At 61.5% G+C, this 26,307-nt stretch carries 20 protein-coding genes; 7 read left to right on the top strand and 13 right to left on the bottom strand.

Translation table 11 applies throughout. The annotated features are described in order from the left end of the window. The first annotated feature begins 130 nt into the window (after window positions 1–130). Genes ACD590_RS29320 through ACD590_RS29310 form a run of 3 tightly spaced genes read left to right on the top strand, consistent with a single transcriptional unit; the run spans window position 131 to window position 2,237 of the window. Entirely contained in the window at window positions 131–559 is a 429-nt protein-coding gene (locus tag ACD590_RS29320; RefSeq protein WP_112907800.1) for a hypothetical protein, read from the top strand. Window positions 560–591: 32 nt separating this feature from the next. Beyond that, entirely contained in the window at window positions 592–1,470 is an 879-nt protein-coding gene (locus tag ACD590_RS29315) for an MBL fold metallo-hydrolase (protein WP_439004001.1), read from the top strand. Continuing rightward, window positions 1,467–2,237: a phosphotransferase enzyme family protein gene (locus ACD590_RS29310; protein WP_112907194.1), complete on the top strand. Its 771-nt coding sequence runs from the start codon at window positions 1,467–1,469 to the stop codon at window positions 2,235–2,237. Before ACD590_RS29315 ends, ACD590_RS29310 begins: the two co-directional genes overlap by 4 nt. 21 nt (window positions 2,238–2,258) lie before the next feature. Here ACD590_RS29310 and ACD590_RS29305 read toward each other — a convergent pair whose 3' ends face one another. Together ACD590_RS29305 and ACD590_RS29300 are read right to left on the bottom strand one after the other, a co-directional pair. Continuing rightward, window positions 2,259–3,302 carry a magnesium and cobalt transport protein CorA gene (locus ACD590_RS29305; RefSeq protein ID WP_439004000.1) on the bottom strand — a complete coding sequence of 348 codons (1,044 nt, stop codon included), beginning with the start codon at window positions 3,300–3,302 and terminating at the stop codon, window positions 2,259–2,261. A gap of 162 nt (window positions 3,303–3,464) precedes the next feature. Next, window positions 3,465–4,175 carry a DUF4272 domain-containing protein gene (locus ACD590_RS29300; protein ID WP_439003999.1) on the bottom strand — a complete coding sequence of 237 codons (711 nt, stop codon included), beginning with the start codon at window positions 4,173–4,175 and terminating at the stop codon, window positions 3,465–3,467. Window positions 4,176–4,374: 199 nt separating this feature from the next. On the opposite strand from ACD590_RS29300, the gene ACD590_RS29295 reads away from it, so the two are divergent. Next, a complete protein-coding gene (locus ACD590_RS29295) occupies window positions 4,375–6,258 on the top strand; it encodes a HAMP domain-containing methyl-accepting chemotaxis protein (protein WP_439003998.1) in 1,884 nt (627 codons plus the stop codon). Window positions 6,259–6,323: 65 nt separating this feature from the next. On the opposite strand, the gene ACD590_RS29290 is transcribed toward ACD590_RS29295, so the two are convergent. The 5 genes from ACD590_RS29290 to ACD590_RS29270 all read right to left on the bottom strand — a co-directional run bounded on the left by ACD590_RS29290 (window position 6,324) and on the right by ACD590_RS29270 (window position 14,400). Continuing rightward, on the bottom strand, window positions 6,324–7,775 hold the full coding sequence (locus ACD590_RS29290; protein ID WP_439003997.1) for an NCS1 family nucleobase:cation symporter-1: 1,452 nt from the start codon (window positions 7,773–7,775) through the stop codon (window positions 6,324–6,326). 152 nt (window positions 7,776–7,927) lie between these two features. Further along, a complete protein-coding gene (locus ACD590_RS29285) occupies window positions 7,928–9,097 on the bottom strand; it encodes an alpha/beta hydrolase (RefSeq protein ID WP_439003996.1) in 1,170 nt (389 codons plus the stop codon). 76 nt (window positions 9,098–9,173) lie between these two features. Further along, window positions 9,174–12,248: an efflux RND transporter permease subunit gene (locus ACD590_RS29280; RefSeq protein ID WP_247265648.1), complete on the bottom strand. Its 3,075-nt coding sequence runs from the start codon at window positions 12,246–12,248 to the stop codon at window positions 9,174–9,176. Continuing rightward, window positions 12,245–13,330, bottom strand: a complete 1,086-nt coding sequence (locus ACD590_RS29275) for an efflux RND transporter periplasmic adaptor subunit (protein WP_439021026.1) — start codon at window positions 13,328–13,330, stop codon at window positions 12,245–12,247. The genes ACD590_RS29280 and ACD590_RS29275 overlap by 4 nt, the downstream gene beginning before the upstream one ends. Beyond that, window positions 13,327–14,400 (bottom strand): efflux RND transporter periplasmic adaptor subunit, encoded by a 1,074-nt coding sequence (locus tag ACD590_RS29270; protein WP_439003994.1) that lies wholly within the window; start codon window positions 14,398–14,400, stop codon window positions 13,327–13,329. Before ACD590_RS29270 ends, ACD590_RS29275 begins: the two co-directional genes overlap by 4 nt. A 110-nt stretch (window positions 14,401–14,510) precedes the next feature. Between ACD590_RS29270 and ACD590_RS29265 the strand changes: the two genes are divergently transcribed. After that, window positions 14,511–15,146, top strand: coding sequence for a TetR/AcrR family transcriptional regulator (locus tag ACD590_RS29265; RefSeq protein WP_018245908.1), 636 nt, complete (start codon window positions 14,511–14,513; stop codon window positions 15,144–15,146). Window positions 15,147–15,260: 114 nt separating this feature from the next. Next, on the top strand, window positions 15,261–16,298 hold the full coding sequence (locus tag ACD590_RS29260; protein WP_047620873.1) for a LacI family DNA-binding transcriptional regulator: 1,038 nt from the start codon (window positions 15,261–15,263) through the stop codon (window positions 16,296–16,298). 258 nt (window positions 16,299–16,556) lie between these two features. On the opposite strand, the gene ACD590_RS29255 is transcribed toward ACD590_RS29260, so the two are convergent. From ACD590_RS29255 to ACD590_RS29230, 6 genes are read right to left on the bottom strand one after another with little or no spacing between them, the layout of a single operon-like run. Next, window positions 16,557–17,603, bottom strand: coding sequence for a carbohydrate ABC transporter permease (locus ACD590_RS29255; RefSeq protein WP_003562795.1), 1,047 nt, complete (start codon window positions 17,601–17,603; stop codon window positions 16,557–16,559). A 1-nt stretch (window position 17,604) separates the two neighbouring features. After that, the gene (locus ACD590_RS29250) at window positions 17,605–18,600 is read right to left on the bottom strand and encodes a carbohydrate ABC transporter permease (RefSeq protein WP_439003993.1); all 996 of its coding nucleotides are present in this window, start codon (window positions 18,598–18,600) and stop codon (window positions 17,605–17,607) included. 2 nt (window positions 18,601–18,602) lie between these two features. After that, window positions 18,603–19,709, bottom strand: a complete 1,107-nt coding sequence (locus tag ACD590_RS29245) for an ABC transporter ATP-binding protein (protein ID WP_439003992.1) — start codon at window positions 19,707–19,709, stop codon at window positions 18,603–18,605. After that, entirely contained in the window at window positions 19,697–21,061 is a 1,365-nt protein-coding gene (gene pglB / locus ACD590_RS29240; RefSeq protein ID WP_439003991.1) for a polygalacturonase PglB, read from the bottom strand. The genes ACD590_RS29245 and pglB overlap by 13 nt, the downstream gene beginning before the upstream one ends. Further along, on the bottom strand, window positions 21,058–22,152 hold the full coding sequence (gene bglB, locus ACD590_RS29235; protein WP_018445027.1) for a beta-galactosidase BglB: 1,095 nt from the start codon (window positions 22,150–22,152) through the stop codon (window positions 21,058–21,060). Before bglB ends, pglB begins: the two co-directional genes overlap by 4 nt. Before the next feature lie 16 nt (window positions 22,153–22,168). Further along, window positions 22,169–24,691 (bottom strand): hypothetical protein, encoded by a 2,523-nt coding sequence (locus ACD590_RS29230; RefSeq protein ID WP_439003990.1) that lies wholly within the window; start codon window positions 24,689–24,691, stop codon window positions 22,169–22,171. A gap of 190 nt (window positions 24,692–24,881) precedes the next feature. Between ACD590_RS29230 and ACD590_RS29225 the strand changes: the two genes are divergently transcribed. Next, on the top strand, window positions 24,882–26,165 hold the full coding sequence (locus tag ACD590_RS29225; RefSeq protein WP_032994176.1) for an ABC transporter substrate-binding protein: 1,284 nt from the start codon (window positions 24,882–24,884) through the stop codon (window positions 26,163–26,165). The last annotated feature ends 142 nt before the right edge of the window (window positions 26,166–26,307 follow it).

The raw sequence follows: 26,307 nt of genomic DNA, 5'->3' as shown, positions 1-26,307 counted from the left end.
GGGATCGATCGGACGCGTTTCGTTCGAGCATCAAAGGCGCTTGTTTCTGACGAGAACCCTTGAAGGCGTACCGCATTTCGGTAGTCTTCCCCTCCCTGGGAGGATGACCAATTTGGCCGCTGACGGCTCACTGCTTCGATCGACACTCCTCACCGCCGCCCTGTCGGCCTGCGCGCTGTGCCTGGCCTCCTGGAGCATCGACACCGATCGTTCCACTGAGAACACCCATGGCCTGTTCGAAATCCGCGAGGAGGCCAGGCGCTTCATTTCGCACGAGAACGCCAAGGGGCATCAGCAATGGGACGTGCTGGAGCCCAACCTGAAGACGCTGGTTCCCCGCTGTGCGGTGCCGCTCGAAACACAGTGGACGCCGAAGAGCCTTGGCCGCTCGAAACTGAGCGTGATGGTGATATGCACGGTCGCGGTGCCGAACAGCGTGATGAGACGTTGGGATGTCCATGTTCCGGCAGAGCGCAAGCCAAATCTGACGGGAAGCCCCGCCGCCCCGCACCGTTCGGAAAGAGCAGGCGCCCGAACGGGACTTGATGTATCCGAATGAATCTCTGCGATTTGCAATAAAGGCGACCAGACGTGAATCCATTGGTGGAATTGTGTTCATACCCCGACCTCGATGATCGGATCGTGATCGTCAGGGCGGGGGACGAAGTTGATGCCGTGTTCGTCCAGACCGAGAGGCTCAATGTCCTGATCGATACGCTCGGAACGCCCGAATTATGCCGGGCGGCGCTGGACCTGCTCGAGGAACAGACGAAAGCACGCCCGATGATCGTCATCAATTCGCACATGGATTGGGATCATTTCTGGGGGAATGCCGCCGTTGCGGGGCGCGCTCCGATTATCGCGCATGCCGCAGGGCTCGACCGTTTACGTGACCCTTCCGCACGCGAGGTCCTGAGGGACAAGGCAAGTCAGGATTCGAGGTTTCGGAACGTCGACCTCATCGGTCCCGACATTACGTTCTCCGGCTCGATGACCCTCAATGGCGGTGATCTGACGCTGGAACTCATTCATACGCCGGGTCACACGCCCGACCATATCGCCGTATGGATTCCCGAACTTCGCATCTGCCTGGCCGTCGACGCGGTGGAGTATCCCGTTCCCGAAGTCTGGAGCAAAAGTGCTGATGATCTCCGCCTTATCCGTTCCTCGCTGGAGCGAATACGTGACCTGGATGCAAGGCTGATCATCCCTGCGCACGGCCGGACGTACTCCCCTTCGACGGTGGATGCGAACCTCGCCTATTTCCAAGCCCTGGCCGATCGTATCGGCAGTTTGAGCGAGAGCCAGCTAGCGGATCCACAACTCGGCAGCTCAATCGGCCTGCGGCTTGAAGACTTCGTCCCCATCCCCGACGGAATGCCTTCCGACGTGGTGGCGTTCTACCGGAACTGCCATGAGACAAACCTTGGCGCGACGGTTCAGGCCCATATCGAAGAGACCGGAAAATGAAACTGTTGGAGGGCGGCCGAACCGGGCAGATCTGGCGTGATGGCGATACCGTGATCAGGCCTTCCGGCGCGTGGACGCCGACGGTGCACCGGTTTTTGCGCCATCTGAGGAGCAGAGGCTTTTCGGGAGCGCCGGATCCCATTGAAATAACGGGGAACCAGGAGGTCATCAGTTATGTCGCCGGGCGCGTCTGCGAAGATTTGAGCGACCAATTTGTCGGATCGGAGCCCATGCTGCTTTCCGCAGCCAGGCTTCTGCGCGACTTTCATTCGGCATCTCAAGGATTTCTGGAATCGGATCGCGAGGTCCAGACATGGATGTTGCCGCCACAGGAGCCGCGCGAGATCGTATGCCACGGAGATTATGCGCCCTACAATGTCGCCACAGCAGGTCAGGCGGCTGTCGGCATCATCGATTTCGACGCCGCCCATCCCGCGTCGCGCCTTTGGGATTTGGCCTACTCGGTCTACCGCTGGGCGCCCCTATCCGATCCCGCCAACCCACATGTGGCATTCAACCTCGACGAACAGCTGCGGCGAGCGGAACTCTTCTGTGAGGCATATGGGGCGACGGTGGACGAACGGCTCCAGCTCCCAGAGATGATCTGCAGGCGGCTTCAGGCGCTGGTCGATTTCATGCTGGCGAACGCCTCGGCTGGAGAGGCGACATTCGCGGAGGACGTCGCCACAGGAGATGCCCGGCTCTATCTAAGCGATATCGACTATATCAGAAGCCATCGGGATCGACTGCTCGAAGCTCTGTGCTGACGCCTTCGCCAGGCTTCATATCTAGAGCCACTTCCTCCGACGGAAGAAACTGAAGAGAAACAGGCACAAGAAGGCGATAACACCAAGCACGACGAAATAGCCATATTGGAATTTCAGTTCGGGCATATCGCTGAAATTCATCCCGTAGATACCGGCGATCGCGGTGGGAACGGCCAGGATCGCCGCCCATGCGGCGAGTTGGCGGGCGATCGCCGTCTGCTCCGTCTGGCCAATCATCACGCTGGCCTCGAAGGCAAAGGCGAGAACCTCGCGTAGCGCATCGATATCTTCCTGAACCCGGCGCACGTGATCCGTCACATCGCGAAACAGCGACTGGAGCGTCGGATCCATGCCGGGAAGATCGATGTGCTCGTATCGCCGACAGACGTCTACCAGCGGCACCACGGCATTGCGGAGCCGCAGCAGCTTGCGCCGCAACAGGTAAAGGCGCTCGATGTCAGACTTTGCCAGCTGTTCGCGCAGCACCAGATCCTCGAGCTTCTCGACCTCCTCCTGCACGACCTCGATCACCGGCATATAATTGTCGACGATGAAATCGAGGATGGAATAGAGAATATAATTCTCGCCGTGGGCAAGCGCTGTCGGCGTGGCCTCGCATCGCTGCCGCACCGCGAGATACGAGGACGAGTCCCCGTGGCGAACGGAGACGACATAACCGCGACCGACGAACAAATGCGTTTCGCCGAAGATGATTTCGTCATCCTTCATGTGGGCGGTCCGGGCGACGATGAACATCGCGTCCCCATAAATCTCCAGCTTCGGGCGCTGGTGGGGCTGCGCTGCATCCTCGATCGCCAGCGGATGGAGATTGAACTCGGCCTGGACCTGGTGCAGCAGCACTTCATCCGGCTCGTGCAGGCCGATCCAGACGATGGCATTCTCCCTGCTTCGCCATTCGCCGGCCTCTTCTATCCTGATGTCGCGAATGCGTTGCCCATGCTGGTAAACGGCAGCAGCCACGACGCCGGGCCGTTCATACGGAAGCGATGTGGAACCGCCACCTGATTGCGCGGAAATACTGTCCAGATCCTTTAGCCGTTCCAAATCCTGCCGTCCTCCATTCCGCGCGGATCACAAATCCGCGGCCAGCCCCTCCGCCAGTCCATGCGCTCAGCCGATCATAATGCTATTTCGTAAAACATGCATCATCCGCGTCGGTACGTGGCCTGACCAGGCGCCTTCGTCGTGGCCCGGCGCCGGGCGGCGTCATGTGTCCTTGGAAATATCGTCCCAATCCTGATCCATGTAGCCGGTCAGCCAGTTGAGGGCATAATGCCGTTCGTAAACCACGCCCTTGTCCAATCCGGCAGGTGGCTCCTCTCCCTTCAGCCGCGCGTTCACTGCGGCCCAATCGTAGCGGTAAATGAGATCGGCAGCGTCGAGCAGTTCTTTCTGCGGACGCAGCTTGGCACGACGCATCAGGCCGTCGGTTCCCAGTTCGCGAAGTGTGTTGGCAATGAATGGCACGTCGCAAATATGGTCGGGGCGTTCAAGATCGGAAGTGATCCCGAGCGCCCATAACATGACGTGCACGCCCTCGTAGCGCCAGGCGAAGTTGGTCCGGTCCTGATCCGAGGGATCGGGATCGTCCATGAAGACCCGTTCTTTCGGGGTGAAAAAACTTGCGGCGTCGAACTGCCGGATGAGAGCCTGACCCATTTCGTGGTCGCCGGTCTCGCCTTTCACGGCAACGATCGCAAGCGCAATCGTGCGCTGAACGACAGCCTTTGTATTTCGGCGAGTGCTCTCGCTCTCGGGCTCGATGGTCGGCAGATGATCGATGATCGGCACGCCTTCCGACTGAAGCTGGGCGATAGACCGGGCTTTGCGTGCCCCCGCCTCGTCAGCGGGTTGCGAAACGGCTGCCTGCACCGGAAGAATCAATGCAAGAAGGGCGGAAAATATGCGCTTCATCATCTCTGGCTCCTGTCATCCGTGCCGCAGCATCGATAGGCATTCTGCTGCTTTAGCGGGAGCCGGAGCGCGAAGGCGGCAGCAGTTTTCCGGAAAACTGGTAAACGGCGTTTTTACATATGGAACAAATCGTTAAATTTTTTTGGATAAAAAAGTCCTTGGCCAATCCGATATGAAACCGGATGTTCGATGGGGGCTTTCAATGCGTCGTCCAAACATAAAATCGAGTTTGCTGTTGATTTTCAGCGGCATAGCTCTTCTTTTCGGGCTTGTCGCTTATCTCGCGGTCGACGGTCTTCGAAATACGAACGGCTCCACCGAAGAAATTGCGACCAACTGGCTGCCGAGCGTGCAGGCGTCGCAAGCGATCAATCTCGCCATGACGAATTTGCGCCTCGCCTATCGTGATCACATCATCGCGCAGTCGGATGCAGAAAAGAAAACGCGCGAAGAGGCCATTAAAGTCGCCGAGGATACAGTTGGCAAAGCGGTAGACGCCTATCTCCCGCTGGCTTCGTCCGACCACGAGCGCGAACTGATCAAGACGATCAAGGAGAGCGTTGGTGGCTACATCGCCAGCAGCTCGCAACTGCTCGTCCTCTCCCGGGCCAACAAGACCGAGGAAGCCGGGCAATATCTGGGTGGAGAGATGCGCTCGCATTCGGATAAGCTCAAAGAAGCAACTGCGGCCCTGGTCGAACTGAACGTCAGCGGCAGCAACAAGGCCGCCGAACTCAGCAAGGAGACCTTCGCCTCGATAGAATTCGAGCTGTTTGCCGCGATCGGCTTTGCGGGATTGCTCGTTCTCGGCGCCGTCGTCTTCGTTCTGACGGGCATCGCCAATCCGATTACCGGCATCACCGCCTCGATGCGGCGGCTGGCCGAGGGAGACACCGGTTCAGAGATTCCGTTCGCTGACCGCGCCGACGAAATCGGATCGATGGCGGGAGCGGTGGAGATCTTCCGCCAGGCCGCGATCACCAACAAGCGAATGGCAATCGAAGCCGACGAAAACCGCAACAGGGCGGAGGCCGACCGCCTTGCCGCCCAGCAGCAGGCGGAGGCTGACGCCTCGGAACGGCTGCGCATCGCTACCTCGGGTCTCGCCGCCGGTTTGAAGCGGCTGGCCGCAGGCGACCTCGCCTTCCAGCTCAGCGAGACCTTCGCCCCCGACTTCGAGGCGCTACGCCATGACTTCAACCAGTCCGTCAACCAGCTTGGCGCGACGCTGAGAGCAATATCCGACAGCATCGGCACGATCGACGAAGGCACGCGGGAAATTTCTTCCGGGGCGAGCGATCTTGCAAAGCGCACGGAGCAGCAGGCCGCCTCGCTCGAAGAGACGGCGGCCGCGCTGGAAGAGATCACGGCGAACGTGTCGAACTCCAGCAAGCGAACCGAGGAGACGCGCACGGTGGCCACGGAGGCAAATCGCAGCGCCGGGGTCTCCGCGGAAGTCGTTTCCCACGCCGAAGAGGCGATGGGACGCATCGAGACGTCGTCGCAGCAGATCTCCAACATCATCAGCGTCATCGACGAAATTGCATTCCAGACCAACCTACTCGCATTGAATGCCGGCGTGGAAGCGGCGAGAGCCGGCGAGGCCGGCAAGGGCTTCGCCGTCGTCGCCCAGGAAGTGCGCGAACTCGCCCAGCGCTCGGCAAGTGCGGCCAAGGAAATCAAGGGCCTGATCCAGAACTCCTCGAAGGAGGTGGAAGGCGGGGTCAAGCTGGTGCGCGATACCGGCCAGGCCTTGAAGACCATCGGCGGCTTCATTACCCAGATCAATCACCATATGGATTCGATCGCCACCTCAGCGAAGGAGCAGTCCATCGGCCTCAGCGAAGTCAACGTCGCGGTCAACCGGATGGACCAGACCACGCAACAGAACGCAACCATGGTGCAACAGTCGACGGCGGCATCCGATTCGCTCGCGCAGGAAGCCCAGAAGCTTCGCGAGCTCATCGCCCAGTTCAAGCTCGACGATGTGGCCACCAGCCATTCCTCGGCCCTTCGCTCGACGGCGAGAACGATGGCGCAGCCCGCTGCTCGTGCAGCCGTGCATGCGGTTGCCGCTCGCCGTTGAACCAGGCGGCAGCAGAAAACCAGACATGAAAAGGCGCCCGGCGATTGCCGGGCGCTTTCATTCGATCATGCCGCGAAGGCCGGATTGCGCCGCGCGCCCATTCTCAACACGAAATAGATCGCCCCGCCGATGGCGACGCCGAAGAACCAGCCGTAGGTTCCCCACCAGTCCGGCAGGATGGTGGTGAAGGTCGGCAGGATCGATGAGAAGAGCACGCCAACCGCAAATGCGATGAAGGCATTGCCATGCCATCCGTTCTGGAACCGGAACTCGCCATTCTCATGATAGAGCGCTTCGACGTTCAACTGGCTTCTCCGGATGAGATAGTAATCCACCATCATGATGCCGAAGATCGGCCCCATCGTCGATCCGATGAAATTGACGAAATGCGCCGCACCCGTCTCCCAGGGAGCAAACGGGTAAAGCACGAGAGCGATCAGGGCGGCGATATATCCACCGCGTTTGAAGTTGATCTGGCGCGGGAAGACATTGGCGAAGTCGAAGGCCGGCGACACGAAGTTCGCCACGACGTTGATGCCGAGCGTTGCGATCGCGAATGTCAGCGCGGCCAGGAGCGCCAGGAACCAGCTGTCGAATTTCGCCGATATTTGTTCCGGATGCAGCAGCACCTCTCCGTAGACCGTAAAGGCGGCGGTGGTCGTAACACCTGCGACCAGGCAGAACGCCAGAAGGTTGATCGGAAGCCCCCAGAGGTTGCCTTTCCTGAGAGCCTTTTCATTCGTTGCGTAGCGCGAGAAATCGCAGAAATTCAGGTAGAGAGCCGCGAAATAGGTGATCCATGTGGCGGCCACGGCGGCAAGCGCTGCAATCGAACCAGGCTCACCCGGCACGCCTGCATCCTTGGTCTTTTCGATCAGCACGTCGCGCGGGATTTCGGACCCGAAGGAGAAGGTGCCTGATTTGGCGACCAGATAGACTGCGAGCACCAGCATCATGATCCAGACGGCCGGACCGGCCCAATCCTGGAACTTGCGAACCGTTTCCATCCCACGCTGAATGATCAGTAGCTGCAGCGCCCAGACGATGACGTAGCAGATGACCTCGAGGGTCGAGTGGCCGAGGAAGTGGCTGTTCTGGTGAAAGGCGAGCAGGTTGTCGTTGCGGATCAGCAAGGCGACGATGGCGCCGGATGCGGCGGCGGTCTGCGCCCCGTACCAGAAGCAGGCGACCACCGCCCGGACCAGTGCCGGAACATTCGCCCCAAACGTGCCGAAGGAGGCGCGCGCCAGGACCGGAAAGGGTACGCCGGTGCGCACGCCGGCATTGCCGACCAGGCTCATCAAAAAGAAGATGACCAGAGATCCGATGCCGATGGCGATGACGAAATTGACGAAGCTGCCGCACAGCAGGAACAGGCTCGCCGCCAGATAGTAGCCCCACAGGCTGTGGACGTCTGATGTCCAGACGTTAAAGATGCTGAATGCACCCCATTTGCGCGCCTCGGCGGGTGCAAGATCCTCGTTGTATAACGAGGGAGACGGATTTCGTACGCTCATGAATGCCCTCCCCTATCCTTGAGGCCAAATCGACCACAGGCGGAAGTCTGCTCTTCATTTGTGCAGCTGACAATTTAATAGTCACATTGTACACATCTCTTGACGATGCCTCAGGATTAGCCATGGGCGCTCGCCCGAGACGCCAGTTCTCATCATTGCGAGCCGACGACACGTCCGGCCAGGCGAAACGGACTTGCGACTGCGGCGCCGGCGGCATCGAAGACATAGGCGCCAACGTCGCCGGCGCTCGACCGTCTCCCGCTTTCGAAGGAGGCAAGCTGGGCGCCGAACTTGGCAAGCGATGCGTAGCGGTCGTGCCCCAACCCGTCGGACGCCTGGATCGACGTAATGTCGATGACCCGAAGCCTTTCCTTCAAGGCAGCCTCCCTGATGACGGGATCGTCGATATCGAGACGTCCGACGCGCGCCCGCTCTCCCGCTATGAAGCTCGAGGCCACCAGCGCCCGGTCGTCCTTCGAAACGACAAGAGATATCGGGATCGGCATCCGCCCGATATCCTTCAGCTGGGACCGGAAAACATCGATGTCAATGTCAGGGGCGGCCAGGATCACCGCCAGTTTATCGATGATGTCGTCACGATGCTGCAGTTTGAGCTGGCGCACGGTCTCCATGACCAGGAATCCTCCCATGCTATGTCCGAAAAGGATGATGCGTTTCACCTTTCCTGAAGCCGAGAGCGAGGTGACAAGCGAGTCGAGGTCGCTGCGCGAGGACAGCGCCGCATCGCGGTCGGCGACATAGCCGGCGACGGCGGCGGCCGATGGCCAGGAAAACAGAATCGGAGAGCCCGGAATATTGGCGTCCGCGGCGATCTGCGCGGTGCGAAACAACGCCTCTTGATAACTATAATTGTAGCCATGGACGAAGATGCCGACGGTGCCATCGGACTGCGTGGAGCGGAGCGCCTCCTCTACGAATGCGTCCCTTGGAAGCTGCTTGCGCTGGATGACGACAAATTGGCGTTCGGGATCCGGCCTCGAGGTCGGATATGTGATCGCGGTGTCCTTCCGGTTGGGAGGGACCGAAAACGCATATTGCTCGTAGGTGAGATTGTCAGCCCAGGCGCTCCCGAACCCGCCGCGCGCGGTATCGGGGTTCCTGTTTGTCGCAGCGAGCACGTTTACGCGGCTCGAGGCGGCTTCATCGGAACGAAGCGATGCATTGAGATGAACCGGCAGATGGACCGGGTTCAACACATCAGGCGACGGTCGTGTAGCGCAACCGACAAGCATCGCCAGGCCGATCGCGGCCAGCATCGTCTTGGCCCCCAACGGAAACTCATTCAACCGCTGGCCCGTCATCGAGTTCTCTCCTTGGAAGCCAGGACCTGCAGCGGCCGCCGCGACGGCCGCATGCGATGGACGTCGAAGCCCGTGCTCACGCCTCTGCCACGGCATCGGCCTGGACGACGCCTTCATCCCGCCGGATCCTGAACCACGCGACGTAGAGCGCAGGCAGGAACAGCAGGGTGAGCGCCGTTCCGACGACGATGCCGCCCATCATGGCGTAGGCCATCGGGCCCCAGAAGATCTCGCGCGAGATCGGGATCAGCGCCAGCGTGGCCGCCGCGGCCGTCAGCATGATCGGCCGCATGCGGTGTTCGGTGGCCTCGATGACGGCCTGCCAGGGCGCCATTCCTTCACTGCGCAGATGCTCGATCTGGACGACCAGAATGACGGAGTTGCGGATCAGGATGCCGATGAGCGCCAGCACGCCGAGGATCGCGACGAAGCCCATAGGAGCATTGCTCAGCAAGAGCGCCGCGACCACGCCGATCAGCGCCGTCGGCGCGACGGCGAACACCAGGAAGAGGCGGCTGAAGCTTTGCAGCTGGATCATCAGGATCGTCGCCATCGCAAACAGCATCAGCGGAGCAACCGCCGCGATCGGCCCCTGAGCCTCGGCGCTGGATTCGACCGCGCCGCCCACTTCCACCTTGTATCCCACCGGAAGGTTTTTCTGGAACTCTTCCACCTTGGGCTTGAGCTGGTCGACGATCGTGGCCGGTTGCGTCGGACCGACGACGGCTGCCTTGACCGTTATGGTGGGTTGCCTGTCGCGACGCCAGATCGTCGGCTGCTCGAGCTCGTAGCGGAAATTCGCCACGGCGGAGAGAGGCACGACCTTGCCGTTGGAGGTGGAGAGCTGCAGATTCTCAAGCGTCTGGATGGAGTCGCGCTCGGATGCCCTGGCGCGGCCGATGACGTTGACCAGGTAGATGTCGTCTCGAACCTGGGTGGCTGTCGAGCCTTCGACGATGCCGTTGAGGGCGGTGGCAATGTCTTCGGAGGATACGCCGAGCTGGCGCGCCTTGTCCTGCAGGACATCGACCTTCACCACGCGGGACGGCTCGTTCCAGTCCAGGACCAGGTTTGCCAGAAGCGGGTGTGATCCCATGACGCCGGCAAACTGCTGCGAGAGATCGCGGACCTTTTGAATATCGGGGCCGGTGACCCGGTACTGGACCGGCTTGCCCACCGGCGGACCGATGTCGAGAAGCTTGACGAAGGCGTCGGTGCCGGGGAAGGTTTTCGTCAGATAGTCCTGCAGTTCCGCCCGCACCTTGTCGCGCACGTCCAGCCCTTTGGTGACGATGATCGTCTGTCCGAACGACACGTCGGGCGTCTGCACGTCAAAGGACAAGATGAAGCGTGGCGCACCCTGGCCGACATAGGTCGTCCAATGATCGATATCCTTGTTGTCGGCCAGCATCTCCTTTTCGAACCTGGCCATCTGCCTGTTGGTTTCGGCAATCGAGCTGTTGTGGGGGAGGTTCCAGTCGATGACGAGCTCGGTCCTGTCCGAGTTCGGGAAGAACTGCTGCTGCACCAGCCCCATGCCGCCAATGGAAAGCCCGAAGACGCCGACCGTGAGGATGATGGTGACCCAGCGCCAGCGCATTGCCAGCCCCAGAAGCCAGGAGAAGATGGAAGCGAAGCGGCCCTTCTTCTCGTGATGCGATTTCATCGTCTTCGGCAGGATCGTGACGCCGAGAAGCGGCGTGAACAACACCGCCACCACCCAGGAAACGATCAGCGAAACTGCGATGACCACGAAAAGCGTGAAGGTGAATTCACCGGCAGCACTGTTGTTGAGACCAACCGGAATGAAGCCGGCAACGGTGACGAGCGTTCCCGTTAGCATCGGGAAGGCGGTCGATGTATAGACGTGGGTGGCGGCCTTCCTCAGATCGTCGCCCGCCTCCAGGCGGGCCACCATCATCTCGACGGCGATCATGGCGTCGTCGACAAGCAGCCCGAGCGCGATGATGAGCGCGCCGAGCGAGATGCGCTGAAGCGAAATGCCGGAATATTCCATCACCACGAAGGTGATCGCCAGGACGAGCGGAATAGAGATCGCCACCACCATGCCGGCGCGAAGACCAAGGCTGATGAAGCTGATGATCAGCACGATGACGATCGCTTCGAACAGCGCGCGGGTAAATCCGGACACCGCTTCGTCGACAACGGCCGGCTGATCGGAAACGCGGTGGACGTCCACGCCGATCGGAAGGTCAGCGACAACACGCTTCATCTGCGCGTCGAGCCCCTCGCCGAACTCCAGAAGATTGGCGCCCTGCTTCATGCCGATGGCAAGCCCGATCGCCGGTTGGCCGTCGAAGCGAAACAGCGACGAGGGCGGATCCACGTAGCCGCGTTTGATCGTGGCGACGTCACTCAGCGGAAAGAAGCGGTCGTTTATTCGGAGATTGATCGATCTCAGGCTGTCCTCGGAGGTGAATTGTCCGCTGACCCGCAACGCGATGCGCTCCGGCCCGGCGTCAACGAAGCCGGATTGAGTCACGGCATTCTGCGCCTGCAGGGTCTGGATGACCGACTGTTGGTCGATCCCGAGCGCTGCGATCTGGCGTGTGGAGAATTCGAGATAGATCGCCTCGTCCTGAGCGCCGACCACATCGACCTTGCCAACGTTGGGCACGGTCAGAACCTTGGAACGGGCATCTTCCACCAGATCGCGAAGCTGGCGCTGGGTAAGCCCATCGCTGGTGAAGGCGTAGATGTTTCCGAAGACGTCGCCGAAGCGATCGTTGAAGAAAGGACCGACGACCCCCGTGGGAAAATCGCCCTTGATGTCGGCGATCATGTTGCGGATGCGCAGCCAGGTCGGCGCGACATCCTTTGCCTTGGTGGTCGGCAGCAGCTCGACGAAGACGGTCGTCTGGCCGGCAACGGTCTCGCTCTTCGTGTAGTCGAGCGATTCCAGTTCCTGGAGCTTTTTCTCGATCCTGTCGGTCACCTGCCGCGTCACCTCATCGGCGGAGGCGCCGGGCCACTGCGCGGTGATCACCATCGTCTTGATCGTGAAGTTCGGATCTTCCTCGCGGCCGAGTTTCACGTAGGAGAAGGCGCCTGCGAGAATGAAGACGATCATGAAGTACCAGACGAGCGAACGGTGTTCGAGCGCCCAGTCGGAAAGATTGAAGGACTTCACTGGCTGATCTCCTGGTCGATCCTGATGGTCTGGCCATCTTCAAGTTTATGCACGCCTGCCACGACTACCCTTTCTCCGGGGACGAGCCCTTCGGTGACGCGAACGGTGCCGCCGTCTTCGACGTCGCCGTCGATCTTCACGCGGCGGAGCGATACCTTCCTGGCGGGAGCATCGACGATCCAGACGCTCGGGCCGTCGCTGCCGGCAAGGATTGCCGAGGAAGGCAGCACGATCTCAGGATCTGCAGCGATGGTTGCAGAAGCAGTGACGACCGAGCCGAGTCTGAAGGCCTCGGGCGGATCAGTGAGCGCGATCTTGGTTCTGCTCGTGCGGGTAGCGGTCTCCGCCTCCGGGGCGATCTCGCGCACGACGCCCGACGTGCGGATCGTCGGGGCGAGCTGCAGCGTCACTTCGAAGGGCGCGCCGATTTTCAGTTTCTGGGCGGCGGCCTGGGGCACGTCGACCACAGCGTCGCGCTTGTCCGGCCGGGCGATGGTCACGACCGTTTGGCCGGCCGACACCACCTGGCCGACCTCGGCCGAGGTCGCCGTCACCACGCCATCGAATTCCGCCCGCAGCTGCGCATAGCCGAGCTGCTCCCTCGCCTTGTCGAGATTGGCCTGCGCCTTGGCGACGGCGGCTGCGGCGGTTCGCCTTGCCTGCTCGGCCTCCTCGAGCGAGGCTTCGGTGCCGGAGCGCGACTCCAGCAGCGCGCGCTGGCGCTGCTCCGTCGTCACCGCGTTTCTGAGCTGGGCGTCGCTATTTTCCACGTCCGACTGCGCGTTGCGCACGGCAAGCTCCAGCGCCAGCGGATCGATCGCGGCAACGACATCATCCTTCTTGACGAGATCTCCGACATTGACGTTGCGGGCGATCATCCGTCCGAGAATCCGGAAGCCGAGTTCGGTCTCGATCGTCGGCTCGATCGTACCGGTCAGGCCTAGGCTCGTAGCGGCCATCTGCTTGACTGTCATCGACAGCACGGGACGGGGCGCTTCGTCCTTGCTTTCCTCCTGCGGTGCGCAAGAGGAAATCAGGGCCGTGCCCACCATCAGTGCGACTATGTTGAAACGAATACTCACTTGGAAGCTTCCTTGACATAAGACACGATTTCACCCGCCCTGAGGAACTTGGTCCCGTCGGTCACCACGACATCTCCTTCCGACACGCCCGACTTCACGATGAAGCTGCCGGTCTCGTAGCCAGCGACATCCACTGCCCTTGCCGAAACTGCAGAGGATGCGGGATCGACGATCCAGATGGCAGGCTTGCCGCCCTTGGACATCATGGCCGACCAGGGAAGCTGGATGACGTCCTGCGAGACGTAATTGAATCTTCCGACGACGGGAGCGCCGAGAGGGATCGGAGCGTCGCTCGATATCGCGACCTTGACCTTGATGGTTCCGGTGGAAGAATCGATCGTCGGCGAAATCTCGCGAACCTTCGCCGCGATCTTCTGCGTCGGGTTCGACAGAAGGGTCACGGTCCCGTCGCCGTCGATCGGGCGCAGGAACGCGCTTTCGACCACCTCAAAGACGGCATCCCGGTCGCCGTCATGGGCAAGGGTGAAGACGACCTGGGCGGCCTGCGCCACCTGCCCGACCTCGGCGTTGCGCGCGGTGATCACCCCGTCGGCATCCGCCTTCAGCTCCGTATAAGACAGGGTATCCTGGGCGGTTTCGAAAAGCGCCTGCGCCGACTTCGTCGATGCCTGCGCGGTCAGAAGTGCCTCCTGCGCCTGGTCGAGTGCCGCACGCGTCGTCACCTGCGTTCGAAACAGGCTCTGCTGGCGGTCGTATGCGAGCTGCGCCTGGGTCTGTTGCGCCTCAGCCGACTGAAGATTGGCTGCCGCCACATCCAGGTCAGCCTTCTGCTCTTCCGGATCGATGCGCGCGAGGAGTTGCCCCGCCTTCACGGACTGCCCGACCTCCACCAGCCGCTCGATGATCTTGCCGCTGACGCGGAAGGACAGATCGGTCTGGACACGGGCGCGGACATCTCCGGTGATTGCGCCACCTTGGACCAACGGCTCAGGCTTGGCGACGACAACGCCGACCTGCCGCGGGGTTGGCTCAGTCGGTCCGCGCTCATCGCTGCATGATCCGAGACCGATGGCGCATACGATCGCTGTGGCGACCAGAATGGTTCTCATAGTTGACCTCTTGCTCTCAACGGCAGCTCCTATATAATTGACTGACGCATTAGTCAATGAAACTTTGTGCCGCAGGAACGAGGGCGTGCGCAACACGGGAGGCGAGGCAAATGGCAGCTCAGAATCAGAAGAAGATCACGCGCGCGGAACAGAAAGCGCTGCGGCCCATCCAGATCCTGGATGCCGCCTTCGAGGAGTTCGTGAGAAGCGGTTTCACCGGCACGCGCGTCGAAGACATCGCCGACAGGGTCGGCGTCACCAAGGGTACGGTGTACGTCTACTTCGAGACGAAGGAGAAGCTTTTCGAAGCCATGATCAACCACTTCTCCGTGCCGTTTCAGGAGCTGCTGGGGATCACCGCAAGCCTCAGCGGCAGCGCCACCGACCGGCTGCTTTCCATTCTCGGCCTGCTCTACGACCAAATCGCCGAGGATCGCACGACACGCGAGCTGACGCGGCTCGTCATTGCCGAAGGACACCGGTTCCCCGACCTGATCGACCGCCACCACGATCAGTTCATTGAGCCGATCATCGCCAAGGTCGACGCTCTCATTCTGGAGGGTGTGGCGTCAGGGGAGTTTCGCGAAATTCCGGTGGAATTCTCGGAAATCGTCGTCGCCCCCATCCTGACGACAACAGTTCTGCGGCTGATATTCGACGACCGCCGCGTGCCCACTCCCAACAAGGAGGCCTTCCTGCGGGCCTATTTCGACCTGTTGCTCAACGGCCTGCTTGCCAAGAACTGATCGCCGAATGACGAAAAATACCGCGCAAGGCACGTAGCTTTTCTCAAGTTTTTATGTAAAAACATCGAGTTAGCTGTGCCTTCGAAGGTATGGCCTCAATTCGTGACGGAAAAAGTGGAACGCAAAGTCAATCTCAAGGATGTCGCGCGCGATGCTGACGTATCGCTGAGTACGGCCTCGCACGCACTGAACGGAACCGCACCGCTGACAATCGAGGTGCGCGAGAGGGTTCTGGATTCGGCAAAACGCCTGGGTTACCTCGACCGCCGGAGGAAGAAGGCAACGATCGCGACCTTACGCGTCCTGCTTCTCGCCATTCCCGACGATGCCGCGCCGGAGAGCGACCTCAACCTGGTGAGCTGGACGATCCTCAACGGCCTTCGCAGGGAGTGCGAGCGCCGCGGCATCAGGATCGTGCCCTTTGTCAGCACCGGCCGGCGCATCGACGGCGCCCAGGTCAGGCAGATCGCGCTCTCCGAGCGCGCCGACGGCATCGTGGTTCTGAACGATGATCAGCCGGAACTGATCCGTAGCCTCGCCTCCCCTGATATGCCCGTCGTCATCGTCAACGGCGAAGACCCAGCCATGCTGGTCGATACGGTCACCCCCGAAAACCGCTTCGGGGCAAGGCTCGGCATCGAGCACCTGCTCGCACTCGGGCATCGCCGCATCCTGCACCTGACCTGGAAGGGCCGCACGACGATCCAGCGCCGATATGACGGCTTTACCGACGCCTTTTTCGCCGCCCAGCTTCCCGTGCCGGACGATATGATCGTCGAGGCCGAGGGATATGAGCCCAGGCACGGCGAGGCTGCCATCAACACGCTGCTCGACCGCGATCCCACGATGAAAGGGGCGACCGCCGTCTTCTGCGCCGCCGACAACCTGGCGCTTGGCTGCCTGAAGGCATTGGCCGATCGCGACATACGCGTGCCCGAAGCGATCTCCGTCCTGGGCTTCGACGACATCGTCCCCGGCGAATTCAGCCGTCCGCCGCTTTCGACTATCAGCGTTCCCACCGACAGGCTCGGTGCCGCCGCCCTGGCGCTCATCGAACAGCGGCTGATTGCCAACGATCCGCAGCGACCCGCCCATCGCCTGGAACTCGGATGCCATCTTGTCCTGCGCGGCAGCATCGCGCCGCCGCGCTAGATGTTTGAGTGCCGGGGATTGTGCTCAACTCCCGGCGTTTGCCTCAAAATTGGAGCGGTTCAGACGAATAGGTGTGAACTTTACTGCCCAGGCAAGGGCGCATGTCACTCAATAATGGACGACCGCTTGAGAGCATGTCCAAGACAAAGACCGAAGCGCGCCGCATGAAACAAGTTCAATGCGACGCGCCTCAGCCGGGAGGAAGACAGTATGGTTCTTCGGCGGCTGCGAGGAGGTCTTTCTCCACGCCAGCACCGTTCATTTCATGCCTGTTCCGGCGATGCCCGTGGTGATGTATTTCTGCAGGAACAGGAAGACGACGGTGACAGGCAGCAGGCTGAGGAACGTCATCGCCAGGATATAGTGCCACTGCACCGAGAACTCGCCCTGGAACGCGTTCAGACCGACCTGCAGGGTGAAATTCTCGCGGCTATTGAGGACGATGAGCGGCCAGAGGAAATCGTTCCACCGCCAGAGCACCGAAAAGATCGCCAGCACCGCGAGAGCCGGTGCCGTCAGCGGCAGGATGATGCGCCAGAAGATGCAGAATTCGCTCGCCGCATCGACGCGCGCCGCCTCTATCAGCTCGTCTGGTATGGTCAGCATATATTGCCGTAGCAGGAAGACGGCGGTCGGAGAGGCGACCGTCGGCAGGATGACGCCCCAGAGATTGTCGGCAAGCCCGACCCCGACGATGACGAGATAGGCCGGCACCATGACGACGGCGAGCGGGATCATCAAAGTCGAAATGATGATGACGAAGACCGTCGTATCACCAGCAAATTTGTATTTCGACAGGGCGAAGGCCGCCATGGCGTTGACGATCAGCGTCAGGAGCGTTGCGACGAAGGTGACGAACACCGAATTCTTGAGGAAGGTCAGGAAGTTGAAGCGCGTCAGCGGATCGGTGTAATTCTGCGTGGCGACCGTCAGCTTCTGCACCGGCGTCATCCCCTTGACGTCGACGCTGACGGGTGGTCCCGGATTTGCAGGGTCGACCATCTGGGCCTTGAGGCCGATGCGGCGGACCATGGCCATTTCACGCTGCTGGCCGTCGACAGTGACCTGCCAGAGGCTGAGCGGCTTGTCGAAGCCGGGCACGGTCTGTTCGACGGCAGCCCGGGGGAGCAGCGTCGGCGGAAACCGGGTGATCTCAGCCGCCGGCTTCAGCGAGGAGAGGCCCGCCCAGAGAACCGGAAGCAACACCACGAAGGTTCCGCCGATCAGCCAGACCCATGACAATATGTCGGTTATATCGATGCGTCCGGCCCGGCGTGTGCGCGTGAAAAAGCTGATCGGGTTCATCTCAGGACTCCATTCGCTTGCCGATGCGCAGCTGTATGAGGGTGAGAACCAGAAGCACCAGCCCCATGAGAACCGATGCCGCGGATGCAAGGCCAAAGAGCCGAAGATCGCTGCCGAACGCCATCTGGTAGATATATTGGACGATGAAGCTGTTGGCCGTGCCGGGCCCGCCGCCATTGGTCAAAACCCAGGCTTCGTCGAAGATCTGGACGGATTTGATCATCAACAGAATGAACACGACCAGCAGGTTCGGCGCCAGCAGGGGAAGCGTGATCCTGAACAGCGTGCGGCGTGGCGAGGCGGCATCGATGGAAGCAGCCTCGTAGAGCTCCTTCGGAATGGCCTGGAGGCCGGCGAGGAGGATGAGGGTGTAAAAGCCCATGTGAAACCAGACCGATACCACGACGACGAAGAAGCGCGACCAGCCGACGTCGAGCAGGAAGATTTCAGGGGGAACGCCGATCATCTGGAAGAAGGCGTTCAGCAGCCCGTTGCGATCGAGGAACCATTTCCAGATGAGGCCGATGACGACGGGAGACAGCAAGACGGGATAGAAGAACATCGCCCTGAAGAAGCCACGCGCGACGATCGCCCGATTGAGGATCAGCGCCGTGATCAGCGCCACCAGCAATGTGGCGACGACATTGCACGCCACGAACCAGAGCGTGTTCCACACGGCCGTCCAGAACAGCGATTCCTGGCAGGTTCCCGGCTGCAGATAATTGCCGCAGGAAAGCAGCGTGCGGAAATTGTCCAAGCCGACGAAGGGACGCTCCGACACGAAAAGATTGGTGCCGCCGGTGAAGGCGTAACCAATCGCAATCGCGATCGGAAGGAACGTGAAGATGGCGAACAGAACGAGGTTCGGCGCTAGGAACAGCCATGGCATGCGCTTGCGGCCGAAGATGCGCTCGATCGCATTCATCGGGGCTTCGACCACCCTCATCGCCGCTTCGCCTGCCTGGGACAGCAATGCACCTGTCTTGAGCGCCGCCATATTCAGCGCCTCCCCTGTCCGGGCCGCCGGGCAAAAGCCAGGCCGCTTTCGGGATCGAACAGATGAACCCGCCCCGGGGCGGCGTCGATCAGGATGTGATCATCTGGCGCCGGCGCGAAATGGCCGGCCTCATGAATGATGATCTGCTCGTCCTGTCCTGCAAGGTTGCCGTAGACATAGGTTTCAGTGCCGAGACCCTCGTGATACTGGACGATGAACGGCAGGCCCTGCTCGCTGGAGCGTGAAAAATGCGCGGGCCGGATGCCGGCGAGAACGGCCTGGCCGACAGCAATGCCGGCAGGATCGACGTCGCTGACGATCTTGCCGCCATTGCCGACATCGATGGTGACGCCGCTTTCGTCGATGCCTGATACCTTGCCCTTGATGATGTTCATGCGCGGCGAGCCGAGGAAGCCCGCGACGAAGAGATTGCGCGGGCTGTCGAACAGATCAAGCGGTGCCCCAACCTGCTCGACCCGCCCGGCGCGCAGCACGACGATCTTGTCGGCCATCGTCATCGCCTCGACCTGGTCATGCGTGACGTAGATCATCGTCGTCTTGATGTCGCGGTGGAGCTTGGTGATCTCGGCCCGGGTCTGGACGCGCAGCGCCGCGTCGAGATTGGACAGCGGCTCGTCGAAGAGGAAAATGTCAGGTTCGCGCACGATGGCCCGGCCGATCGCCACGCGCTGGCGCTGGCCGCCCGAAAGCTGCTTCGGGCGTCGGTCCAGATAGGGCTCGATTGCCAGCATCCTGGCAGCTTCGGCAATCCGCGCCTCAATCTCGGCGCGCTTGAACTTCAGGTTCTCCAGGCCGAAAGCGAGATTCTTGCGAACGCTCATATGCGGATAGAGCGCGTAGGACTGGAAGACCATCGCGATCTTGCGCTCGGCCGGCGAGAGCGCGCTGACGTCGCGCGCCCCGATCGCGATTGCGCCCGACGTCACCTCTTCGAGGCCGGCGATGACGCGCAGCAGGGTAGACTTGCCGCATCCCGACGGACCGACGAAGACGACGAACTCGCCGTCCTTGATATCGAGTTCGACGTCATGCAGGACTTTGACCGAGCCATACGACTTGTTGACGTTGGAAAGCTTCAGTTCTGCCATGCCCCACTCCCATCAGGTGCCGCCGTTTCGAAGACGGCGTCGTTTTTGTTCCAGCCTTGCGGCAGCGGTGTCGGCCTTGTGACCCGCACCTCGTTCATCAAGATCCCGGTGACCCCCGCCACGTAGACGGCCGGCATTCCTCCCGGATAGTGCTCAAGACCGATCACCCGGCCGTCCGACCCGCGGGTCCAGGCATTGGCGCGGCCGCCGCCATCGGCTTTCGGGGAAAGGTCCGCGTTTGTCGGACGCAGGTCGTAGGACCGCGCGGTGCCGAGCTGCCCTGGCTGCTGGTCCAAGGCGATGCGTGCCAGCGATGCGTTGCCGATGCCGGCCGACGAGGTCGAGATGACTGTGATCGCCCCCTCCATCCGCCCGGTTATGTCCTCGACGACGAGATTTTCGATGGCGCCCGCCGTGCGTTCCGTGACACGGTCGACAACATTGACGGTCAGCGCCTCCCCCGAGCCCCAGAATCCATCGGGGGTCTCGCGGCACTCTACCGCAATTCTCGAGAACCTCACGTTGGATATCCGGCCGCCGTCGCGCGAAAAGACGCCGAGCGCCCTGTTGGAGGATGAGACGCTGCAATCCTCGAACACGACGTTGGTGACGTCGCCATGCGTTTCCGTGCCGATCTTCAGCGCGCAGCTGAGGCTCTGAACGGAGCAGCGGCGGACGAGAATGTTTTCACATCGCCCGATGGCGACACGGTCGGGACCGATGCTCGTCTTCAGGCATATGCCATCGTCGGCCGTCGATATCCGGCAGTCCTCGATGACGGCGCCGCGGCAGGCATCCAGAACGATGCCGTCGGTATTGGGAAGGCGGCGGTCATTGTCGATGGTCACGTTCCTGACGGCGACATCGGTGCAGTTGACGAAGTGCAACGTCCACATCGGCGAGCGGCTGATATGGATGGAGCTGATCTCGACCTCGTCGCAGCCTTCGAACACCACAACGCGGGGCCGAAATTCGGCCGGGATGAAGGTTCCGACGGTCTCGTCGTCCCCCACAATGAAGCTATCGCAACCGGCTTCGATGCGACCCGCCCCGGTCAGGCTGATCCGCCGCGCATCCTTGGCGACGATCATGCCGCGATCCGACTTTTCGGCAATCACCGAAACGGTCGTATGCGTGTAGGCGGCATAATCCGGAACGGGACGCAGGATCGCGCCGGCGGCCAGATGAAGGTCGACGCCGGATTTGAGCTGGAGCCCGCGGCAGACATGGATACCCGCCATGAGCTCCACGCGTCCGCCGCCCGAAGCCGACAAGCCGTCGATGGCCGCCTGCAGGCGGATCGTATCGTCGCCCTCCGCCGGCTCGATCGCGACAAGAGACACCGGGCTCATTGGCGCTCGCCGTTCTCGAGAAAGACTTCCGTCAGAAGCAGCATGGTCAGCGCCTGGCCATAAGGCGTCGGCACGTTGGGAATGCGCCTGTAGAAATCGAGGTCATGGCCCATCGGCGTGCCGTCCGAGACGCCGTGGACGACGCCTTCTTCGTCGATCTGCGCCAACACCGCCGCAAGCGCGCGCTCCGCATAGGCCCTGTCGTCCTTGTCGAGAATGCCGGCATCGATGGCGCGCAATATGCCATAGGCAATGCCTGCCGTGGCCGAGGTTTCCAACGGCGAAGACGGATCGTCCAGAAGCGTGGTGAACATGCCATCCGGCCGCTGGTATGCTTTCAAGGAGCGCACTTGGCTGACGAGGACGTTCGACAGAAAACGCCGGTCCTTCTCGCCGAGCGTCGGAACGAGATCGAAGAGCTCAGGGATGGCGACCGTGATCCAGGCATTGCCGCGCGCCCAGAAGGCATTGGCGAAATTGTGCCGCCCGTTGAAGGTCCAGCCATGATACCAGAGCCCGCTGACCGGATCGGAAAGGTAGCGGGTGTGGATCACGAACTGATAGACGGCCTCGTCGATCCATTCACTGCGTTCGCAGAGCACGCCGGCCCGGGCGAGAAACAGGCAGGCCATGAACAGCGTATCGTCCCACAATTCGCCGTCGTTGAGGCGCTCCTTGACGACGTGCTGAAAGCCACCGTCTTCGGTCTTTGGCAGTTCCTTGACGAGCCATTCCGCCCAGTCCTCGACGAGAGCGCGAAAATCGGGACGGTCGACATGCTGGACGAGGATCGCTAGCGGCAGCATCGGCGCCGTGCTGTTGATCTGGCGCGGCGGCAGCCCGCGTTCGATCTGTCCGGCATACCAGGTCACCAGTTCCTGCAGCGCTTTCTGATCATTGGTGGAAATGGCGCGCCGCAGGAAGCCGTAGAGACCGACGCCGACTTCCCAGTCCCATTCGTCGAACTGGATTCCGGAGGCGGAATTTCCCGTCACGAGACCTTCCTTGATGCCCCTGAGCCGGCTGAAAGCCGTTGCCACGCGATCGATCGTCGTCAGGAGCGCGGCGTTATCGACAGATGTTGTGTTCATGCTGGAGACCTATGTTTCAAGAGTAGAAGGGTCCGTCAGTGCCGGCGCCGGAGGCAGCACTGTCGTGTGTGAGGATCGGGTGCGGCTGATCGTGGGTGAAGGGCCTCGCCTCGCAGCCGATCGAAAGACCGTCGGCATAGGACAGGCAGATCGCCGGGCCACCCGGCGGCGTCAGGGAGAGGCGCCGAAGCCCGGGATCGAAGGAAACCGTCGTCCGGCACAGGCGTTCGGTGAATGCCTTGAAAGCGTCGCCATCGCCGCATCCGACGATACCAGCCCAGCCGCAAAGCGGTCCGTGGGAGCGTGCCTCGCGGCCGGCGGTCGGGCCGTCGGTGATCAGCTCCAGCCCGTTCGACGCCCAGAGGGCGGAAAATCCCCTGCCCGATCGCGCGATGAGCCACTTGTCTTCGATGATGAGATCGTCCAGGCCGTCGCGGCCGATATAGGCGTGCGTCCATGCATGGCGTGCGTCGCTTGTGTCCTCGACCAGCAGAGCGACGTCGCGATGCTGGGCAACGCGCGGCAGGATGCCGTTGCCGGCCCAATAGGATGGCCTTTGATTGCCCCAGGGATCGTCCTCGCCGGGATGATTGACCCACAACCTTGCCATCGGGTGGCCGGCCAGCCGGATGTCGAGGACATGTTGCTGGTGCCCCTTCAGGCCGGTCTTGTGATCGACGACCGTCGAAAGCTGCGCCGCTTCGTTCTTGAACAGCACGAGTTTTCCGCTCTCGAGCCCCTGGCTGTAGCGCGCCTCGACGCATCTTCCCGGCGCAAGCGCTGCAAGCTCGGCCAGATCGGCGGGCGGCTCGTAGCCGCCGGCGCAGAACATGGTCAATGCCGCAACGCCGTTGTTCAGCCAGCCGGTTCCAAAGGCGACCTGGGCGAAGGGCGCAAGCTCGGTCAGCGGGCCGGCACGCAGTTCCTTGTCGTAAGCGCGCCCCTGCGATCCGGCCGGAACGCCTGCGAGCGTATGCAGGGCGATCATGCGGAAGATGAGATCGATCTGGGCGCGGGCGCGCGCTGACATCGCCATCTCGGCCCAGCGCTCCAGTGCCAGCAGGCCAATGAAGTCGATCGGGTAATAGGCCGCCGAGTTCCACTCCGCCAATCCATGGGCTTCGACGCTGTCGAACCAGCGCCCGAGCCGCTCGCCGGCGATTTCCGCCTGCTGCCGCCCCGTCCGGCCCGAGGCTGAAAACACCTCGTCGGGCAGAAGAAGTCCCGCCAGCAGCTGGCTCGTGTGAAAGCAGAGCACATGGTTCTCACTCCAGAACCACATCGCGTCGTTGCCCGGCTCGTCGACCCAGTAACGATAGGAGCGAACGGAATGCCGAATGCGAGCGACCACGGCATCGGGCATCCGGTCGGCATAGGCGCCGAGCAGCCACAAGAGCGGCACCATGATGAAATCCGAGCAATCCTCCCGCGCATCGATGGAGGCGAGCGTCGCGTCGATGATGCGGTCGAAGCTTTCCAGGTCGTGGTGACCGGTTTCCATCATCGCAATGAGGCGCCCGACGCGGTTTGCGCCGAAGCGGGCGCTGTATTCCAGCGCCTGCCGCTTGCGGGCGGCGAGCGAGGTCTCTGGCGGCAACGGTGAAATGCTGCTCATGAAGGCAGCATCGATGACGCGGGTGACCGAGCCCGTGCCGGAGCCGATCGTCATGTGGACGCCGTGATAACCGTCCGCAATGCCGCAGACATCGTCGGCCGTGAGGCTGCTCTGATGGGCGCGCAGCGTCAATCGTGAGTGCGCGAGAACGGGCCGTTCGTGACCATGGCCGATGACCTTGATCTCGACAGGCAAGTCGCGTTCGGGCGCGGTGCCGAATATGATCTCCAGCGGCTGATTGACGAAGACGTCGCGGGCCGGGCGGACGCCACGGGCAAGGGCCTCCAGCTCGCGGACCTCATTCTGATCCAGCGATACGGGCAGTAATACGCAGAGCGGCTCCTCGTCCAGCATCTCGAGCTCGAAAAACCACGTCGTGTCGCGCTCGGCCAGGTCTTCGGTGTGAACGAGAATCTGGTTGTCGCCAGTTTCAAGGGACAGGCTTATGTCGGTCGCGCTCTCGACATTGCGCTTGAAGGGTTCGAAGCGCACCGCCTCCTGCCCGTTGACCCATATGCGAACGCCGCCGCAGGTCTTCAGTCTGAGATTGAGCGTTCGCGCAGTCTCCGTCCTGAACGTGCCCTTCAGCCATCGCCTGAGATGCGTCGGCACATGCCAGAAGCCGGTGAACTCAACGCGGCGGTTCGAGCCAGGAAGATTGAGGCTTTCGGTCGGCCAGGAGCTGTCGGGCGAGAGCGGCCGGCCCACCATGGTTGACCAGAACGCCTTGCGGCAGGGCAGGTCGCCGACATCGACGAAACCGTTGATGAAACGATAGTTCACGCGGTCTTCGGCCGGCGCGGGCTCGCCGGGAAAATAGCTGGCGATGAGGCCGGAAACGGCCCATGCCGTGATCGTTTGCCCCGCAGCCACGCTGTATGCTGGCGCCATATCGTCCGGCTGCTTGATGCATTCCGTTTTCACAGACCGCCTCCTCCGCAATCCTATGAAAATATTTTCATTAGGTTTTTGTGCGCGCTATTTTTGCATATTGCTCAAAAACATCGCTATTGCCGCAGAAAATAGCTTGACGGAACGAATGTCAAGTATATGAAGTTGATTTATCGATGGCCGAGGCCGCGATTGATGAAAATGTTTTCATGGGAGGATGAAAATGAAAACCTATCTTTCAGGTGCCCTCGCAGTGGCGCTGGCTACCGCTTCTTTCGCATGGTCCGGCGCGGCCATGGCGGAAACCAAGACAATCACCTTTCTGTTCACCGACGACGACCAGGCTTACGTCGAGCGGATGGAAGCGCTCAGCAAGGAATTCGAGACGGCGCATCCAGACATCAAGGTCAATTTCGTCTCTTCGGGCTATGATGCGGTCGCCAAGCAGCTGCCGGTACAGCTTGCCGTCGGCGAAGGCCCTGACATCGCCAAGATCACCGACTGGCAGCTTGCCCCCTATTACCTCGACATGCGTCCCTACATGAAGGACCCGGATGGCTTCGCCAAGCTGCACGGCGACAGCCTGAACACACTTCGCTTCCCCGGCGTCAACGATCCGCAGTCGATCAACGGCTATATCGCGTCGCAGACCTTCAACCTGCCTTTCGTCAACAAGACGCTGTTCGAACAGGCCGGCGAACCGCTTCCGAAGCCCACCGCCACGCTGAAGGACATCGTCGAAGCTTCGGCGCGTGTTGCCAAGGCGACCGGTGCCCAGATCCCCTTCACGATGGATCGCTCGGGCCATCGCTTCTCCGGCGCGGCATTCTCCTACGGCTCGAACTACGTCAAGGACGGCAAGTTCTTCTTCCCCGACGATGCCGCCAAGCGCTATGTCACGGATCTCTACGGCTGGACGAAGGACGGCTCCTTCCCGAAGGAAATGTGGGGTGCTGCCGGCGGAACCCAGTACAAGAACATGGGTGACGAGTTCGTCAACGGCAACGTCGTGACCTATCTCGCCGGCAACTGGATGGTCAATCCGTTCCAGAAGAAGATCGGCGACGCCTTCGACTGGACGGCGATCAGCGCGCCGTGCGGCGATGCCGGCTGCTATGCGATGCCGGGCGGCACCGCGATCGTCGGCTTCAAGCGCACCAAGTCTCCGGAGGCCGTTGCCGCGTTCATCGAATTCCTTGGCTCTGAAAAGGTCCAGCGTGAAATCGCTGAAAACTACGTCATCCTGACGGGCGCCGACATCAAGGACCCGCAATACAAGCTTGAGAGCAAGAATGCCAAGGAGGCGATGGCCGTCTTCCTCGGAAGCCGCAATAGCGTGCCGCAGGCAGCCCGGGACCTGGAACGTCTCAAGGGATCCTCCGCCATCTATCAGCTCATCGTTCAGAGGATGAGCCAGCTGATCGTCGGCGAACTCTCCCTCGACGAGACCTTCAAGGCAATGAGTGCCGACGTCGACAAGGTCAACGAGGCGCTCGCCGCCAAGTAACCGGTCACGCGTTGTCCCGCACAATGCGCGCATGCTGCAGCCACGGCCTCGCAACAGGGCCGTGGCTTTTTCGTTTCGTGCATGGCGCCTCCGCTGGCGAAGGCGTCGTGACATCCGGTTCGGGAGAGGCTATAGGCGTTGT

Origin of the sequence: Rhizobium sp. 862_C5_N1_2, from assembly GCF_051811205.1 — a bacterium.
Lineage (GTDB): Bacteria > Pseudomonadota > Alphaproteobacteria > Rhizobiales > Rhizobiaceae > Rhizobium > Rhizobium leguminosarum.
The sequence above is the reverse complement of the archived record's forward strand: the minus strand, read 5'-3'. Positions and strand labels throughout refer to the sequence as shown.